Source organism: Ensifer sp. Root278 (assembly GCF_001429285.1).
Classification (GTDB): domain Bacteria; phylum Pseudomonadota; class Alphaproteobacteria; order Rhizobiales; family Rhizobiaceae; genus Ensifer.
On sequence record NZ_LMJJ01000041.1, the window covers coordinates 41,265 to 57,020 of the forward strand.

Annotated in this window: 18 protein-coding genes; 9 read left to right on the plus strand and 9 right to left on the minus strand. The window is 65.1% G+C overall.

The genetic code is table 11. The features are described from left to right. Nucleotide 1: 1 nt before the first annotated feature. Entirely contained in the window at nt 2–1,234 is a 1,233-nt protein-coding gene (locus ASE60_RS26115) for a 3-methyl-2-oxobutanoate dehydrogenase (2-methylpropanoyl-transferring) subunit alpha (protein ID WP_057254517.1), read from the minus strand. Between the two features lie 419 nt (nt 1,235–1,653). Beyond that, the gene (locus ASE60_RS26120; protein WP_057254518.1) at nt 1,654–2,985 is read right to left on the minus strand and encodes an FAD-binding oxidoreductase; all 1,332 of its coding nucleotides are present in this window, start codon (nt 2,983–2,985) and stop codon (nt 1,654–1,656) included. A gap of 186 nt (nt 2,986–3,171) precedes the next feature. Between ASE60_RS26120 and ASE60_RS26125 the strand changes: the two genes are divergently transcribed. Further along, a complete protein-coding gene (locus tag ASE60_RS26125) occupies nt 3,172–3,573 on the plus strand; it encodes a winged helix-turn-helix domain-containing protein (RefSeq protein ID WP_057254813.1) in 402 nt (133 codons plus the stop codon). On the opposite strand, the gene modC is transcribed toward ASE60_RS26125, so the two are convergent. From modC to modA, 3 genes are all read right to left on the minus strand, one after another. Further along, the gene (gene modC, locus ASE60_RS26130; protein WP_057254519.1) at nt 3,567–4,640 is read right to left on the minus strand and encodes a molybdenum ABC transporter ATP-binding protein; all 1,074 of its coding nucleotides are present in this window, start codon (nt 4,638–4,640) and stop codon (nt 3,567–3,569) included. The genes ASE60_RS26125 and modC overlap by 7 nt on opposite strands. Next, nucleotides 4,637–5,338: a molybdate ABC transporter permease subunit gene (gene modB / locus ASE60_RS26135; protein WP_057254520.1), complete on the minus strand. Its 702-nt coding sequence runs from the start codon at nt 5,336–5,338 to the stop codon at nt 4,637–4,639. The genes modC and modB overlap by 4 nt, the downstream gene beginning before the upstream one ends. Before the next feature lie 167 nt (nt 5,339–5,505). Continuing rightward, complete coding sequence (gene modA, locus ASE60_RS26140; RefSeq protein WP_057254521.1) at nt 5,506–6,297, minus strand: molybdate ABC transporter substrate-binding protein; 792 nt, start codon at nt 6,295–6,297, stop codon at nt 5,506–5,508. 225 nt (nt 6,298–6,522) lie between these two features. Here modA and ung point away from each other — a divergent pair, with 225 nt between their 5' ends. The 6 genes from ung to ASE60_RS26170 all read left to right on the plus strand — a co-directional run bounded on the left by ung (nt 6,523) and on the right by ASE60_RS26170 (nt 11,704). Further along, nucleotides 6,523–7,230: a uracil-DNA glycosylase gene (gene ung / locus ASE60_RS26145; protein WP_057254522.1), complete on the plus strand. Its 708-nt coding sequence runs from the start codon at nt 6,523–6,525 to the stop codon at nt 7,228–7,230. A gap of 95 nt (nt 7,231–7,325) precedes the next feature. Continuing rightward, nucleotides 7,326–8,096, plus strand: coding sequence for a precorrin-6A synthase (deacetylating) (cobF, locus tag ASE60_RS26150; RefSeq protein ID WP_057254523.1), 771 nt, complete (start codon nt 7,326–7,328; stop codon nt 8,094–8,096). Nucleotides 8,097–8,257: 161 nt separating this feature from the next. Further along, nucleotides 8,258–9,574 (plus strand): precorrin-3B synthase, encoded by a 1,317-nt coding sequence (cobG, locus tag ASE60_RS26155; protein WP_156414734.1) that lies wholly within the window; start codon nt 8,258–8,260, stop codon nt 9,572–9,574. Nucleotides 9,575–9,576: 2 nt separating this feature from the next. Next, complete coding sequence (locus ASE60_RS26160) at nt 9,577–10,209, plus strand: precorrin-8X methylmutase (protein WP_057254524.1); 633 nt, start codon at nt 9,577–9,579, stop codon at nt 10,207–10,209. Then, nucleotides 10,206–10,943, plus strand: a complete 738-nt coding sequence (locus tag ASE60_RS26165) for a precorrin-2 C(20)-methyltransferase (RefSeq protein WP_057254525.1) — start codon at nt 10,206–10,208, stop codon at nt 10,941–10,943. The genes ASE60_RS26160 and ASE60_RS26165 overlap by 4 nt, the downstream gene beginning before the upstream one ends. After that, nucleotides 10,940–11,704, plus strand: coding sequence for a precorrin-3B C(17)-methyltransferase (locus ASE60_RS26170; protein WP_057254526.1), 765 nt, complete (start codon nt 10,940–10,942; stop codon nt 11,702–11,704). Before ASE60_RS26165 ends, ASE60_RS26170 begins: the two co-directional genes overlap by 4 nt. Here the strand turns inward: ASE60_RS26170 and ASE60_RS26175 are convergent. Further along, nucleotides 11,683–12,468 carry a cobalt-precorrin-6A reductase gene (locus ASE60_RS26175; RefSeq protein ID WP_057254815.1) on the minus strand — a complete coding sequence of 262 codons (786 nt, stop codon included), beginning with the start codon at nt 12,466–12,468 and terminating at the stop codon, nt 11,683–11,685. The genes ASE60_RS26170 and ASE60_RS26175 overlap by 22 nt on opposite strands. On the opposite strand from ASE60_RS26175, the gene ASE60_RS26180 reads away from it, so the two are divergent. Then, nucleotides 12,437–13,678, plus strand: coding sequence for a bifunctional cobalt-precorrin-7 (C(5))-methyltransferase/cobalt-precorrin-6B (C(15))-methyltransferase (locus ASE60_RS26180; protein ID WP_057254527.1), 1,242 nt, complete (start codon nt 12,437–12,439; stop codon nt 13,676–13,678). The genes ASE60_RS26175 and ASE60_RS26180 overlap by 32 nt on opposite strands. A 126-nt stretch (nt 13,679–13,804) precedes the next feature. Continuing rightward, the gene (gene cobM / locus ASE60_RS26185; RefSeq protein ID WP_057254528.1) at nt 13,805–14,566 is read left to right on the plus strand and encodes a precorrin-4 C(11)-methyltransferase; all 762 of its coding nucleotides are present in this window, start codon (nt 13,805–13,807) and stop codon (nt 14,564–14,566) included. Between the two features lie 57 nt (nt 14,567–14,623). On the opposite strand, the gene mnhG is transcribed toward cobM, so the two are convergent. Genes mnhG through ASE60_RS26200 form a run of 3 tightly spaced genes read right to left on the minus strand, consistent with a single transcriptional unit; the run spans nt 14,624 to nt 15,755 of the window. Beyond that, the gene (gene mnhG, locus ASE60_RS26190; protein WP_057254529.1) at nt 14,624–14,995 is read right to left on the minus strand and encodes a monovalent cation/H(+) antiporter subunit G; all 372 of its coding nucleotides are present in this window, start codon (nt 14,993–14,995) and stop codon (nt 14,624–14,626) included. Then, entirely contained in the window at nt 14,992–15,273 is a 282-nt protein-coding gene (locus ASE60_RS26195; RefSeq protein ID WP_057254530.1) for a K+/H+ antiporter subunit F, read from the minus strand. Before ASE60_RS26195 ends, mnhG begins: the two co-directional genes overlap by 4 nt. After that, nucleotides 15,270–15,755 (minus strand): Na+/H+ antiporter subunit E, encoded by a 486-nt coding sequence (locus ASE60_RS26200; protein ID WP_057254531.1) that lies wholly within the window; start codon nt 15,753–15,755, stop codon nt 15,270–15,272. Before ASE60_RS26200 ends, ASE60_RS26195 begins: the two co-directional genes overlap by 4 nt. Between the last annotated feature and the right edge of the window lies 1 nt (nt 15,756).

Consider the following 15,756-nt stretch of genomic DNA (forward strand, 5'->3'; position numbering starts at 1 on the left):
GTCAGTATCCTGCCTTCTGCCGCTGGCGGCGAATGTGCGGCGGCATCTCGGCATAGACACCCTCGAAGATGTCGCGCACCGACGGCTTGCCGCCGGCATGCAAGGTGCCGTGGCCTTCGGCCTGTTTCTGTGCCTGGATTACCGCATCGACGATTTCGGCTTCCGCCTGGGTGTGGCGCTCTTCGGACCAGGCGCCGCGCAGGATCAGGTGCTTTTTCAGCCGGAGGACGGGATCGCCGAGCGGCCAGGCCTCCGATTCCGTCTTCGGTCGGTAGGCGCTCGGGTCGTCGGAGGTCGAATGCGCGCCGACGCGATAGGTGACGTATTCGATCAGCGTCGGGCCGAGATTGCGCCTTGCGCGCTCGGCCGCCCATTTGGCGACTGCGTAGACGGCGAGATAGTCGTTGCCGTCGACGCGCAGCGCCGGAATGCCGAAGCCGAGGCCGCGGGCGGCAAAGGTGCCGGAGCCGCCGCGCGCGATGCCCTGGAAGGTGGAGATCGCCCACTGATTGTTGACGATGTTGAGGATGACAGGCGCCTTGTAGGTGGAGGCAAAGACCAGCGCCGAGTGGAAGTCCGATTCCGCCGTCGAGCCGTCACCGATCCAGGCCGCGGCGATCTTGGTGTCGCGCTTGATCGCCGACGCCATCGCCCAGCCGACAGCCTGCACATATTGGGTTGCGAGGTTGCCGGAGATGGTGAAGAAGCCATGCTCCTTGGAGGAATACATGATCGGCAGCTGCCGGCCGCGCAAGGGATCGCTCTCGTTCGAGAAGATCTGGTTCATCATCTCGACCATGGGATAGCCGTCGGCGATCAGAAGACCGGCCTGGCGATAGGTCGGGAAGTTCATGTCACCCTTCACCAACGCCTTGCGGAAGGCGCAGCTAACGGCCTCTTCGCCCAGGTGCTGCATGTAGAACGAGGTCTTGCCCTGACGCTGCGCCATCACCATGCGCGCGTCGAAGGCGCGCAGCGTCATCATGTGCTTGAGACCAGCCAGAAGCTCGTCGTCGGACAGCAGACCGGCCCAGGGGCCGACCGCTTCGCCGTCACGGTTCAAGACGCGAATGATCGAATAGGCGAGATCGCGCATCTCTTCCGGCGCGACGTCCACCTCCGGGCGCGGAACGGAGCCGGCCTTCGGGATCTTGACGTTGGAGAAATCCGGCTGGCCACCGGGCCGAACGGCGGGTTCGGGGACATGCAGGCTAAGTCGATCGAGATCGCTCATGCAGTTTCCGGCCTCCTCCGGAGTGCGCAGCGCACCAAATCAAAGATCGGTTCCAATTGAACCGCTCTTCATCTCTGTTTTCACGCATTTCCGGACGCAAAACCGCTACGCAGTTTTGCTGGAAATGCTCTAAATCGGGAAAACGATCGGACTGACATATGCGAAGACGTACGTTCCGACCTCACACGGCTCCTCTGCCTGAGGTCTGCGTACACTCCTCCTAAGCCCCGCTCTCCCGACGGGAATACTCACAGACTGCCACGAGTTCCGGGGCTTATGAAGGTCTTTCCGTGTTGCGGGGCAGGGGCAGACGAAGAAAGATAGAATCCTGCCGGGAGTGCGCTCACGCGTTGTGTTGCGCATGGCCTTGCCGGTCGCTGCTTGTAATTTTCTTTCGCGGGCGTTTCGCCGTACGGCGATCAAACCGGCGGGGCGATCGTAATCGGCGTCCCGTCGAGGAAGCGCGAGAGCCGGAATGGGGTGGGGTCGACGACCGGTATATCTCCGGTCACGAGATCCGCAACGAGGTGCCCGGCGCCCGGTCCGATGCCGAAACCGTGGCCCGAAAATCCGGTCGCGATGATCAGTCCCGGAACGCCTTCTGCCGCTGAAATCACCGGAACGGCATCCGGCGTCACGTCGATGAGGCCGGCCCAGATCTGCTGCACCTTGGTCTCACGCAGAAACGGGAAGGCTTTTGCGGCGGCGTCGAGAGCATGAAGTGCGCGGCGGGAATCCGGGTTGGGATCGAGCACGCGGTGGCGCTCGAAGGCGCCCGGGCGATCGAGCGGGACGGCGCCGATTTCGAACAGCTCGTTCCAGCTCTGGGCGCTGAGGCCGACCTGCACGGCCTCGCCTTCCGCCTTTCGCGCCGGCTGGAAATCGCGGAAGAACGCGAAGCTGTCGGGCACGATCGCGTGCAGATTGGCCGCGCCATCGGCAATCGTGTAGCCGCCGTCGAACCGCTTGCGGTAGGCGTAAGTTGCGGTTGCGCCGGCGCCTTCCGGTCCCCCGGAAGCCGGGCCGGTTCTCAAGACCGTGTTGCGCACTTTCAGTTGCGGCAGGCGGATGCCAAGGCTCTTGAGCAACAGTCGCGACCAGGCACCGCCGGCGACGACGACCGTCGAAGTTTCGATGCGACCCTTCTCGGTCACAACCGCGGAGATCCGCCCGGCCGTCCTCTCGACGCCGCGCACGGCGCAGCCGGTGACGATGCGTGCCCCGGCGCGGCGAGCGCCGGCGACGATCGCGGGCACGGCCTTTTGCGGTTCTGCCCGGCCGTCGCTTGGGGTGAAGAGCGCACCTTCATAGCGAAGGGCGGCGCCCGGCATTGCCGCCGCGGTCGCATCAGCGCCAAGCTGCCGACTGTCGACGCCATAGGGTTGGGCCATTGCGAGCCAGGCATCGCGGTTGGCGACATCACGTTCATTCTCGGAGATGTAGAGAATGCCGCTGCGGCGAAAGCCGGTCTCGCCGCCAATGCGGGCGTCGAGCGTGTCCCAGATCCTCAGCGCCTCGATCGCCAGTGGGATCTCGCGCTCGTCGCGGCCCATGACCCGCACCCAGCCCCAGTTGCGGCTCGACTGCTCCGCTCCGGGCATGCCTTTCTCGCAAAGCACGACATCGATGCCGCGTTCGGCGAGGAAGAGGGCTGTGCTGACGCCGATGATACCACCACCGACGATGACGACGTCGGCCTTGGCGGGCAGGGCGGTATCGGTGGCGATGGGATCAAGCGCGGGACCGGGCATGGGGAGGTACTTTCGGGCAGGACGTGTCACGGTCATCGGTGCATGCCGCCGCCGCGAGATCAAGACCTGCTATCTGGCCATTGCTCGAAAGCTAGGGTTTGCCGGCTCACTTTGTTTGGGAAAGCTGGTCCGCCTCGCCATCGGGCGGACTTCCGGTTTGCCCGGGGAGCTTCTATGCTCGCCCGCATGAGTGAGAGCCGCCCCGATCTTCGCCCCGTCCTGCGCATCGATTTTCCGCCCGCCGCCCGGCTCGGCCGCGGCAAGATCATGCTGTTGGAGTTGATCCGCGAGACCGGGTCGATCTCTGCGGCCGGCCGGGCGATGGACATGTCCTATCGGCGCGCCTGGCTGCTGGTCGATGCTTTGAACCGGATGTTCTCCGAGCCTTCGGTCGAGTCGCAGCGCGGCGGCAAACAGGGTGGCGGGGCGCAGGTGACACCTTTCGGCGACACGTTGATCCGGCGCTACCGCAAGATGGAGGAAAAAACGCAAGCCGCGATCGCCGAGGATCTTGCCTGGCTCGAATCCGTTCGCGGCAGCGATCCGCCAGCAGGCGCTGGCGAGGTCGTTCCGGGCAAAGCTCAGTGATCGATCGCCACCGATTTTATGATGGCGTAGACCGTCTTGCCAGGAACAAGCGCAAGCGCGTCGCGTGAAAACCGAGTGATGCGGGCGGCAATCGTCGCATCGCCGCAAGTCACCCTGACATCGACGCTGCCGTCTTCCTCCGTCGCGATCGCAAGGATGCGCCCTTCCAGCACGTTGAGCGCGCTGATCTCCACAGGTCTTGATGTCGCCAACATGACGTCGCGCGCGGCGACGTGCACGCGAAGCCTGCTGCCGGGTGCCGCGCTGACACCCGCAATGCGCAGCCGTTCCCGTCCGACCCGGACCGTCGTCAGTTCGTGGGACGGATCGGTTCCCTCGACCTCGCCTTCCAGCAGGACGCCGGCCTCGCGCCTGCCGGTGGCGAGCATGGCGGCCGGCGCGCTCAAGACCTCGGCGGCCGCGCCCGATGCGGTGACCCGGCCGTTTTCGAGGACGACGACGCGGCGCGCCAGCCGGGCGACTTCGCCGACGGAATGGCTGACATAGACGATCGGGATGCCGGCATCGTCACGCAGCCGTTCGAGATAGGGCAGAATCTCGGCCTTGCGGGCCTCGTCGAGTGCGGCGAGCGGCTCATCCATCAGGAGCAGGCGCGGTGCGGCGAGCAACGCACGGCCGATCGCGACGCGCTGCCGTTCGCCACCGGACAGGGCTGAAGGGTTGCGTTCCAGCAGATGGCCGATCCCGAGCATCTCGACAATGCGCGCAAAGTCGCCACCGGAGCCGCTCTTGCCGGCGAACCAGCGGCCATAGGCGAGATTGCGGCGCACGCTCAAATGCGGAAAGAGGCGTGCTTCCTGGAAGACATAGCCGAAGCGGCGGCGATGCACCGGGGTAAAAATCCGGCGCTCGCTGTCGGCGATGACGTCGCCATCGAGCACAACGCGACCGCTTTGCGGCTTCAACAACCCGGCGATGATATTGATCAGCGAGGTCTTGCCGGAGCCGGAGCGACCGAACAGCGCGGTAACGCCGCCGTCCGAGGTGAAGGCGGCATCGAGCGAGAAACTGCCGAACTGGTGGCGGGCTTCGATGGTGAGGCTCATTGGGCCGCCACCCGACGGGCGGCGAATGTCGCCAGCAGTTCGGAGAAGATGAGCGCGGCCATGGAAATGACGACCGAAATGATCGTCAGTCGCATGGCACCGGCGTCGCCACCCGGCACCTGGGTGAAGGTGTAGATCGCAGACGACAGCGTCTGTGTCTCGCCGGGAATGTTGGAGACGAAGGTGATCGTCGCGCCGAACTCGCCCATCGCCTTGGCAAAGGCGATGATCATGCCGGCGATGATGCCGGGGATGATCAGCGGCAGGGTGACGGTGGCAAAGACCCAGGGCGGGCTGGCGCCGAGCGTGGTCGCTGCGTCCTCGAGCTTGCGGTCGATTGCTTCGATCGACAGGCGGATGCTGCGCACCATCAGCGGAAAGGCCATGACCGCGCTGGCGAGCGCCGCGCCCGTCCAGCGGAAGGAGAAGACCAAACCGAAGTAGTCGGCAAAGAAGGCGCCGAGCGGTCCGCGGCGCCCGAAGAGCAGGAGCAGCAGGAAGCCGGTAACGACCGGCGGCAGGATCAGCGGCAGGTGAACGAGACCATTCAGCAGCGTCTTGCCCCAGAAGCGGCCGCGCGCGAGCAGCATGGCGATGGCGAGCGCGAAGGGCAGGCTGCAGATCATCGCGACGGTTGCGACGCGCAGGCTCAAGAGGATCGCCGTCCATTCCGCATCGCTCACTGCAAGCCAGTCCAACAGATGTCGCTCCCCGATACGAGGCTGGTGAGATGTGGCTGTCCGCCTGCATCCGCCCCTGCCTCTGACGAATGATTGCGTCGCCCGCGTTTGGGCGCGGGCGACGCGTGACGATAGATGCTTCGCCTGCCTCTGGACAGCCGAGATCCACCGTCTTTTCAGGCCGATTACTTAAGGACGGTGAAGCCCTGCTTTTCGAAGAGGGCGGCTGCCTTCGCCGACTTGACGAAGTCGACATAGGCGGCGGCATCCGGGCTCTTGCTCTCGGCGGTAATCGCAATCGGATAGATGATCGGCGGATGGCTGTCTTCCGGGAAGGTACCGACGACCTTCACGCCCGGGTCGGCGGCCGCGTCGGTCTGGTAGACGATGCCATAGGGTGCTTCGCCGCGCGAGACGAGGAGGAGTGCCGCGCGCACGCTTTCGGCGCCGGCGACCTTGGGCTCTACGGCCTTCCAGGCGCCGAGCTTTTCGAGCGCCGCCTTGCCGTATTTGCCGGCCGGAACGGAATCGACGGCACCCATGGCGAGGCGACCGTCGCCGAGCATGGCTGCCAGGTCGAAGCCCTGCTTCATATCGACGGCTGCTGCGTCGGCCTTGCCGGAAACGAGTACGATGCGGTTGCCGAGCAGGTTGGAGCGGGTGTCGTCCTTGATCAACTTCTTGTCCGTGAGATAGTCCATCCAGGCAAGATCGGCGGAGATGAAGACATCGGCTGGTGCGGCCTGTTCGATCTGCTTGGCGAGTGCCGAGCTTGCCGCGTAGGAAACGGTCGTTTCCTTGCCGCTTTCCTTCCGCCACTCGGCATTGATCGCATCGAGCGCGTTCTTGAGGCTAGCGGCCGCAAAGACCGTTACCTTCTCTTCGGCCTGCGCCGATGCCGGCATGACGGTGGTACCGGCCCAGGCGAGGCAGAGTGTCAACACCAGGCCCTTCAGCCAGTCTCTTCTCTTGATCATCGATTTCCTCCAACGAAGCGTGATATCTCTTAGGATACAACGATATCGCTTCCTGATTAGCGTTGTATCCATTGAAATACAATGCTCTTGTAGACGGCTAGCGCGGCGTCCGGCGCGCCCATCCGCTCCAGGCAAAAGCCGTGCAACATCCGCGATGGGGCTTGCGATGGCGGTCGGGCGGCCTAAATTGCTGGCCTCAAAGGCAATTGATGGACCGGAGGTGCGATGGAAACGGCGGTGAAGCTCGAAGAGAGCTGGAAGGCAGCGCTGGCGCCGGAATTTTCCAGCGCCTATATGGCCGAGCTCAAGCAGTTCCTGCTCGCCCAAAGGAACGAAGGCAGACAGATTTTTCCGCGGGGACCTGAATACTTCCGCGCGCTCGACCTGACGCCGCTCGACAAAGTGCGCGTCGTCATCCTCGGCCAGGACCCCTATCACGGCGACGGCCAGGCGCACGGGCTCTGCTTCAGCGTGCGCCCCGGTATCCGAACACCGCCCTCGCTCGTCAACATCTATAAGGAACTGAATACAGATCTCGGCATTCCGCCGGCGCGACACGGCTTCCTCGAAAGCTGGGCGAAGCAAGGTGTGCTGCTCTTAAACAGCGTGCTGACGGTGGAGCGCGGCAATGCGGCGTCACACCAGGGGCGCGGTTGGGAGAAGTTCACGGACGCAATCATCCGCGCGGTCAACGAGGCGGATCATCCCGTCGTCTTCATGCTCTGGGGTTCCTACGCGCAGAAGAAGGCGGCCTTCGTCGACCGGTCGCGCCATCTGGTGCTGCGCGCGCCGCATCCTTCGCCCTTGTCGGCCCATTCCGGTTTTCTCGGCTGCCGGCATTTCTCCCAGGCCAATGCCTTCCTGGAATCCAAGGGTTTTGATCCGATCGACTGGCGGCTTCCCGAAGATCCGGCTGTCGCCGAAATGAACTGAGGTCGGCGTTGACGTTTCCGCTGTCGCGGTGAGGTCTTGCGCCGGAGACGGCGATCCGCCAAACACGCCGAGAGAAGGCAGGCGGAGGCGAGGACATGCGCAAAATTCTGATCATCGGCATCGGTTCGGGCAATCCGGAGCATATGACGGTACAGGCGATCAATGCGCTGAACCGCGCCGACGTGCTGTTCATCCCGACCAAGGGGGCGAAGAAGACCGAGCTGGCCGAAGTGCGCCGCGACATCTGCGCCCGCTACGTGACGCGCGGCGACAGCCGCACGGTCGAATTCGCTGTGCCGGTGCGCCGCACCGAGGGCGTCAGCTACGACGGCAGCGTCGACGACTGGCACGCCCAGATTGCCGCGATCTACGAGGGGTTGCTGGCGAAGGAATTGGGCGAGGATGGAACCGGCGCGTTTCTCGTCTGGGGCGATCCGATGCTCTATGACAGCACCATCCGCATCGTCGAGCGGGTCAAGGCGCGCGGGCAGGTTGCCTTCGACTATGACGTCGTTCCGGGGATCACCAGCCTGCAGGCGCTCTGCGCCAGCCACCGCATTCCGCTGAACCTCGTCGGCAAGCCGGTGGAGATCACCACCGGGCGCCGGTTGCACGAGAGCTTTCCGGAAAAGAGCCAGACTTCCGTCGTGATGCTCGACGGCGAGCAGGCGTTTCAGCGGATCGACGATCCGGATGCCGAGATCTACTGGGGCGCCTATCTCGGTACGCCGGATGAGATCGTCATTTCCGGCCGCGTTGCCGAGGTGAAGGACCGGATCCTCGAAACCCGAGCGGCGGCGCGCGAGAGGATGGGCTGGATCATGGACATCTACCTGCTTCGCAAAGGTGTCGACTTCGAGGAGTGAGGACGCCGGACAGACCGCGCCGTGATTGATCTCACTCAAGGTTTGCGGCTGTGTTATAGCGTCTTAAGGGGCTTCTTCAGGGAGGAGAACCTCGAGCGATGACGGATTTGATGAGCACCTGTGCCCTTCCATCGACTGCAGAACCCGGTGCCAGCGCCTCGATGCGGCGCGGCGCCTGTCCGTCGCTCGCCGCACCGATGCAGACCGGCGACGGGCTGCTCGTGCGGCTCAGGCCCGATGACGGCAGCCTGACCATTCCCAAGGTCATCGCGCTTGCGGCCGCCGCCGAGACCTTCGGCAACGGCATCATCGAGATCACCGCGCGCGGAAACCTGCAGTTGCGCGGCCTGAGCGAGGCGACGGTGCCGGCGCTGGCGCAGGCGATCGGGGATGCCGAGATCATGATCGCCGAGGGCCTTGCGATTGAGGTGCCGCCATTGGCCGGTATCGATCCGACAGAGATCGCCGATCCCCGATCGATCGCGGCAGGGCTTCGGGAAGCCCTGCAGGCGCGCCGGCCGATGCTGAGGCTTGCGCCCAAATTGTCGGTCGTCATCGACGGTGGCGGACGCTTTGGTCTTGGTGCTGTGGTTGCCGATATTCGCCTTCAGGCGCTTTCGACGCCCGACGGCTCTGGATGGCTGCTGTCGCTGGGCGGGACGGCAGCGAAGGGATCGATCATCGGGACGTTTGCCGGCAACGCGGTCGTGCCGGCCTTGATCACCATTCTCGAAAAACTGGCGAGCCTCGGCACGACGGCGCGCGGGCGCGATCTGGACCCGGCAGAAATCCGCGCCCTTTGTCGGTGCGAGGCATTGTCCGAATGTCCGGCAGTTCTGAGTTCGGCCTCGATTCCCGGCAGTCATGACCTCGGTGACGCCGGGGTCGTTCTTGGTCTCGGCCTTGCCTTTGCCCAGGTGGAAGCCTCCGCGCTGGCGGCCTTCCTCCATCAGGTCCAGGAGCTTGGCGCCACTGCGATCCGGCTTGCGCCGGGGCACGCCTTCTTCGTGCTTGGCCTCAGCCACGAGACCGCGGCTGTCGCCCAGAGCCTGGCAGCGGCGCATGGTTTTCGCATCGTCGAAGACGACCCGCGCAACGCGATCGCCACCTGCGCCGGCAGCAAGGGCTGTGCCTCCGCCTGGATGGAGACCAAGGGCATGGCACAAAGCCTTGTCGAGATGGCGCCCGAGCTGCTCGACGGCTCGCTTACCGTCCATCTGTCCGGCTGCGCCAAGGGCTGTGCCCGACCGAGGCGGTCGGAGCTGACGCTGGCCGGTGCGCCATCAGGATACGGGCTTGTCGTAAATGGGGCTGCGAACGGCTTGCCAAGCGCCTACACCGATGAGAATGGAGTGAAATCCGCGCTCGCCCGGCTCGGCCGGCTGGTGCGGCAAAACAAAGACGCTGGCGAATCGGCGCAGTCCTGTCTTACACGGCTCGGAGCTGCGCGCGTCTCGGCAGCGTTCGAACAGGAATAGACATGCCTGAGTATGATTACATCCGCGATGGCAACGCCATCTACGAGCGTTCCTTCGCCATCATCCGCGCCGAGGCCGACCTTTCCGGTTTCTCTGAGGAGGAAGCGGATCTGGCGGTGCGCATGGTGCATGCCTGCGGCTCGGTCGAAGCGACCAAGCAGTTCGTCTTCTCTCCCGATTTCGTGACCTCGGCCCGCGCGGCGCTCAAGGCCGGCGCACCGATCCTCTGCGATGCCGAGATGGTCGCTCACGGTGTTACCCGCGCACGGCTGCCGGCCGGCAACGAGGTGATCTGCACGCTGCGCGATCCGCGCACGCCTGAGATTGCCGCCGAGATCGGTAACACCCGCTCTGCCGCGGCGCTCAAACTCTGGAGCGAGCGTCTGGCCGGTTCGGTCGTGGCGATCGGCAACGCGCCGACGGCCCTGTTTTTCCTGCTCGAAATGCTGCGGGACGGAGCGCCGAAGCCGGCGGCAATCCTCGGCATGCCCGTCGGTTTCGTCGGCGCGGCGGAATCGAAGGATGCGCTCGCCGAGAATTCCTACGGCGTTCCCTTCGCCATCGTGCGCGGTCGCCTCGGCGGCAGCGCCATGACCGCTGCGGCGCTGAATTCGCTCGCGAGGCCGGGCCTGTGAGCGGCGCCGGCGTGGGGCGCCTGATCGGCGTTGGAACCGGCCCCGGCGATCCGGAGCTCTTGACGGTCAAGGCGGTGAAGGCACTGGGCGAGGCCGATGTGCTTGCCTATTTCGCCAAGGCCGGGCGCAGCGGCAACGGCCGCGCCGTGGTCGAAGGTCTGCTGAAGCCCGATCTCCTGGAGCTGCCGCTCTACTATCCGGTGACGACCGAAATCGACAAGGACGACGGCGCCTACAAGAGCCAGATCACCGATTTCTACAATGCATCCGCCGAAGCCGTGGCGACGCATCTTCTTGCCGGGCGCACGGTCGCGGTCCTCAGCGAAGGCGATCCGCTGTTCTATGGCTCCTACATGCATCTGCATGTACGGTTGGCCAACCGTTTCCCGGTCGAGGTAATCCCCGGCATTACCGCGATGTCCGGCTGCTGGTCGCTTGCCGGCCTGCCGTTGGTGCAGGGCGATGATGTTCTCTCCGTGCTTCCGGGCACCATGGCCGAGGCCGAGCTTGGCCGGCGACTTGGGGACACGGAAGCCGCCGTCATCATGAAGGTCGGCCGCAACCTGCCGAAGATCCGCCGGGCGCTTGCCGCCTCGGGTCGTCTCGACCAGGCCGTCTATGTCGAGCGCGGCACGATGAAGAACGCGGCGATGACGGCGCTGGCCGACAAGGCCGATGACGAGGCGCCCTATTTCTCGCTGGTGCTCGTGCCCGGCTGGAAGGACAGGCCATGACCGGTACGCTCTATGTGGTCGGCACCGGCCCGGGCAGCCCGAAGCAGATGACGCCGGAGACGGCGGAAGCTGTTGCGGCGGCGGAAGAGTTTTACGGCTATTTTCCCTATCTCGATCGGCTGAACCTGCGTCCCGACCAGCTGCGCGTCGCCTCCGACAATCGCGAGGAGCTCGACCGGGCACAGGTGGCGCTGACGCGGGCTGCTGCCGGCGTGAAGGTCTGCATGGTCTCCGGCGGCGATCCCGGTGTCTTTGCGATGGCGGCTGCAGTCTGCGAGGCGATCGACAAGGGGCCGGCGGAATGGAAATCGGTCGAACTGGTGATTACGCCCGGCGTGACCGCGATGCTCGCCGTCGCCGCCCGTATCGGCGCGCCGCTCGGTCATGATTTCTGCGCGATGTCTCTCTCCGACAACCTGAAGCCCTGGGAAGTCATCACCCGGCGCTTGCGGCTGGCGGCCGAAGCAGGCCTCGTCATTGCGCTCTACAATCCGATCAGCAAGGCACGCCCGTGGCAACTCGGCGAAGCCTTCGAGATCCTGCGCGGTGTGCTGCCGGCAACGGTGCCGGTCATCTTCGGCCGCGCGGCCGGACGGCCGGACGAGCGGATCGCGGTGATGCCGCTTAGCGAAGCCGATGCCAATCGCGCCGACATGGCGACCTGCGTCATCATCGGCTCTCCGGAAACCCGCATCGTCGAGCGGGATGGGCAGCCCGATCTCGTCTACACGCCGCGCTTCTATGCGGGGGCGAGCCAGTGAGCGATGCGGTCGAGTGCCTCGCCGCAACTGCTAACGGCGGGCACGTCCGTCGGTTTGCGCCGCTCGACCATGATCACCTCGATGCCGAGCCGGCGCGCCGCGGCGATCTTGCCATAGGTGGCGCTGCCGCCGCTGTTCTTGGCGACGATCACGTCGATCTTCCGGCTCTCGAGCAGCACAGCCTCGTCGGCTTCCTTGAAGGGGCCGGTCGCCAGGATTGCCTCCTGGTCGGGCAGGTTAAGCGGTGGAGTGACCGGATCGACGCTGCGGATAACGTAGCTGTGCTGCGGGGCTGCCTCGAAGTGGAAAGCCTCCTGCCTGCCGATGGCGAGGAAGACGCGCCGGCGGCGATCGCCAAGCGCGCTCACCGCTTCGACAACGCTGTCGACGGTGGTCCAGCGATCGCCGGGCAGGGGCAGCCATTCCGGTCGGCGCAGGGCAAGCAGCGGAATTCCGGTTCGTTGCGCCGCTTCCGCGGCGTTGTGCGATATGCGCGCGGCAAAGGGATGCGTGGCGTCGACCAGCAGGGCGATGTTTTCGTCGCGCAGGAAGTGCGCCAGCCCATCAGCGCCGCCGAAACCGCCGATGCGGGTCTTGACCGGCTGCGGCCGCGGGTCGGCGGTACGACCGGCAAGCGAGATTGCGGTGTCGTAGCGGGCGTCTTCGGCCAACCGGCGCGCCAGTTCGCGCGCCTCGGTGGTGCCGCCCAATATCAGAACGCGAGGTTTTTCCATGGCTGACGTGTCGAACAGCGAACCCGCCATCGTCTCCCCCTGGCTGACCGTCATCGGTATCGGTGAAGATGGTGTAGCGGGTCTCGGCGACGAGGCCAAGCGGTTGATCGCCGAGGCACCCGTCGTCTATGGCGGTCATCGCCACCTGGAGCTCGCCGCTCCCCTTATCACAGGCGAGGCTCATCATTGGCAGAGCCCGCTCGAGCGCTCGGTGGTGGAAATCGTCGGTCGCCGTGGCAGCCCCGTGGTGGTGCTTGCCTCGGGCGACCCATTCTTCTTCGGCGTCGGGGTGACGCTGGCGCGCCGTATTGCGTCTGCCGAAATCCGCACGCTCCCCGCACCGTCGTCGATCAGCCTTGCCGCCTCGCGGCTGGGCTGGGCCTTGCAGGATGCGACGCTCGTCTCGGTGCACGGACGCCCGCTCGATCTGGTGCGGCCGCATTTGCATCCGGGGGCTCGCGTGCTGACGCTGACGTCGGATGGAGCAGGTCCGCGGGACCTTGCCGAGCTGCTGGTTTCAAGCGGATTCGGTCAGTCGCGGCTGACGGTTCTGGAGGCGCTTGGTGGCGCCGGCGAACGGGTCACGACGCAAATCGCTTCGCGTTTCATGCTCGGCCTCGTGCACCCCTTGAATGTCTGCGCCATAGAGGTGACGGCCGACGAGGGCGCACGCATCCTGCCGCTTGCGGCCGGCCGCGACGACGCGCTGTTCGAGCATGACGGGCAGATCACCAAGCGCGAGGTCAGGGCTTTGACGCTGTCAGCACTGGCGCCGCGCAAGGGCGAACTGCTCTGGGATATCGGCGGCGGCTCCGGCTCGATCGGTATCGAATGGATGCTCGCCGACCCGACCATGCGCGCGATCTCTATCGAAGTGTCGCCGGAGCGTGCGGCCCGCATCGGCCGCAATGCGACGATGTTCGGTGTGCCCGGGCTGACGGTGGTCGAAGGTGATGCGCCGGCCGCCCTTGCCGGCCTGCCGCAGCCCGATGCGATCTTCATCGGCGGCGGCGGCAGCGAAGCCGGCGTGATGGAGGCGGCGATCGCGGCGCTCGGGCCTGGTGGACGTCTGGTCGCCAACGCGGTGACAACGGACATGGAAGCGGTGCTGCTCGATCACCACGCGCGGTTCGGCGGCTCGCTGATCCGCATCGATATCGCCAGGGCCGGCCCGGTCGGCGCAATGACCGGCTGGCGGCCGGCCATGCCGGTGACCCAGTGGTCCTGGATGAAGAGCTAGAGCAGTACCAGCAAAACTGCGAAGCGGTTTTGCGTCCGGGATTGCGTAAGAACAAGAGAGCGGTTCCAGCAAAAGTGTGAAGCGGATTGGCGTCCGGAACCGCGTGAAACAAAAAGAGAGCTAGATATGACGGTACATTTCATCGGCGCCGGTCCGGGTGCTGCGGACCTGATCACGGTGCGCGGTCGCGACCTGATCGGGCGTTGCCCGGTCTGCCTCTATGCCGGCTCGATCGTTTCGCCGGAGCTGCTGCAGTATTGCCCGCCGGGTGCGCGTATCGTCGATACCGCGCCGATGTCGCTGGACGAAATCGAGGCGGAATATGTGAAGGCAGCTGCCGAAGGCCTCGACGTGGCGCGGCTCCATTCTGGCGACCTCTCGGTTTGGAGTGCGGTGGCCGAGCAGATCCGGAGACTGGAGAAGCACGGCATCGCCTACACGATGACGCCGGGCGTGCCGTCTTTTGCGGCGGCGGCCGCAGCGCTCGGGCGCGAATTGACCATTCCGGCGGTGGCTCAAAGCTTGGTGCTGACCCGCGTCTCCGGCCGTGCCTCGCCGATGCCGAACAGCGAAACGCTTTCCGCCTTCGGCGCCACCGGCGCGACGCTGGCGATCCATCTCGCCATCCACGCGCTCCAGCAGGTGGTCGAGGAACTGACGCCGCTTTATGGCGCCGATTGCCCTGTTGCTATCGTCGTTAAAGCCTCCTGGCCGGACGAGCGGGTGGTGCGTGGAACGCTCGGGGACATCGCCGCCAAGGTCGCGGAAGAGCCGATCGAGCGCACGGCGCTGATCTTCGTCGGCCCGGGGCTCGAAGCCTCCGATTTCCGCGAGAGTTCGCTCTACGATCCCGCCTATCAGCGACGGTTCAGGGGCCGCGGCGAATAGGCCAGCGCATTGCAGAAATTTGTTGGCGGCTTTCTGCGTCTTTGCGCAAGCTGAAACCTATTCTACCGGTTCTTCGCGCGGCGGACGCTGCTTGAGCGGCACGCCGTGTTTTTCTTCCACGCGGTCGCGATAGAGTGCGGCCTGCCCGAGCAGCATCAGCGTCATCGGTGTGGTGACGAGAACGAAGACGATGATCAGGATTTCGTGGAACACCCAGCGGCTCTGCAGCACGGCGAAGCAGATGATCGAGGCTGTGCAGATCAGCAGCACGCCGCCGCTGGTTGCCAGCGTCGGCGCATGCAGCCGTTCGTAAAAGCTGGTAAACCGCAGCAGGCCGACCGAGCCGATCAGCGCTATGGCAGCGCCCAGAACGGTGAGCCCGCAGACCAGAATGGCCGCCCAGACGGGAAGGTCGGTGACATGGCTCATTCGATGATCTCCCCGCGCATCAGGAACTTGCCGAAGGCGATCGACGAAACGAAACCGATCAGCGCGACGATCAACGCCGATTCGAAATAGATCGAGTTTGCCGTGCGGATGCCGAAGGTGAGCAGCATCAGCATGGCGTTGATGTAGAGCGTGTCGAGGCCGAGGATGCGATCCTGCGCGCGCGGTCCTCTCACCATGCGGTAGAAGGCGAAGGCCATAGCCAGGCCGAGCATGATCTGGGCAATCAGGATCGACCAGATGATCGTGAGTTCCATCATCCGAATATCTCCTTCAAGGCGGCCTCGTAGCGCTTGACCGTATCGATCCAAACGCGCTCGTTCTCCATGTCGAGCACATGGAAGAGCAGGGATTTGCGCAGGCGATCGTATTCGAGCCAGGCCGTTCCCGGCGTCGCCGTCATGACGCAGGCGAGCAGCGCCAGGGCATTTTCGTCATCGAGATCGATATCGACGGTCAGGAAGCCGGAATTCGGCGGTCTGCGTCGGCCCCTTAGAATGACGGCAGCGACGGCCAGGTTGGATCGGATGATGTCGAGCGCAATGGTAAAGCCGAAACGCAGCATCAGCAGGACCCGCCGCGGGTGCGAACGGGCGAGACCGAGCTTGAGCGTCACCCAGCCGAGACCGGTGGCGAGCACGGAACCCATGAGGATCGTGCCGGGGGCGACCGACTGATTGAGCAGCAGCCAGATGGCGAGCAAACCCGCCGAAAGAAGCGGGTAGGGAAACCAGGTGCGCATC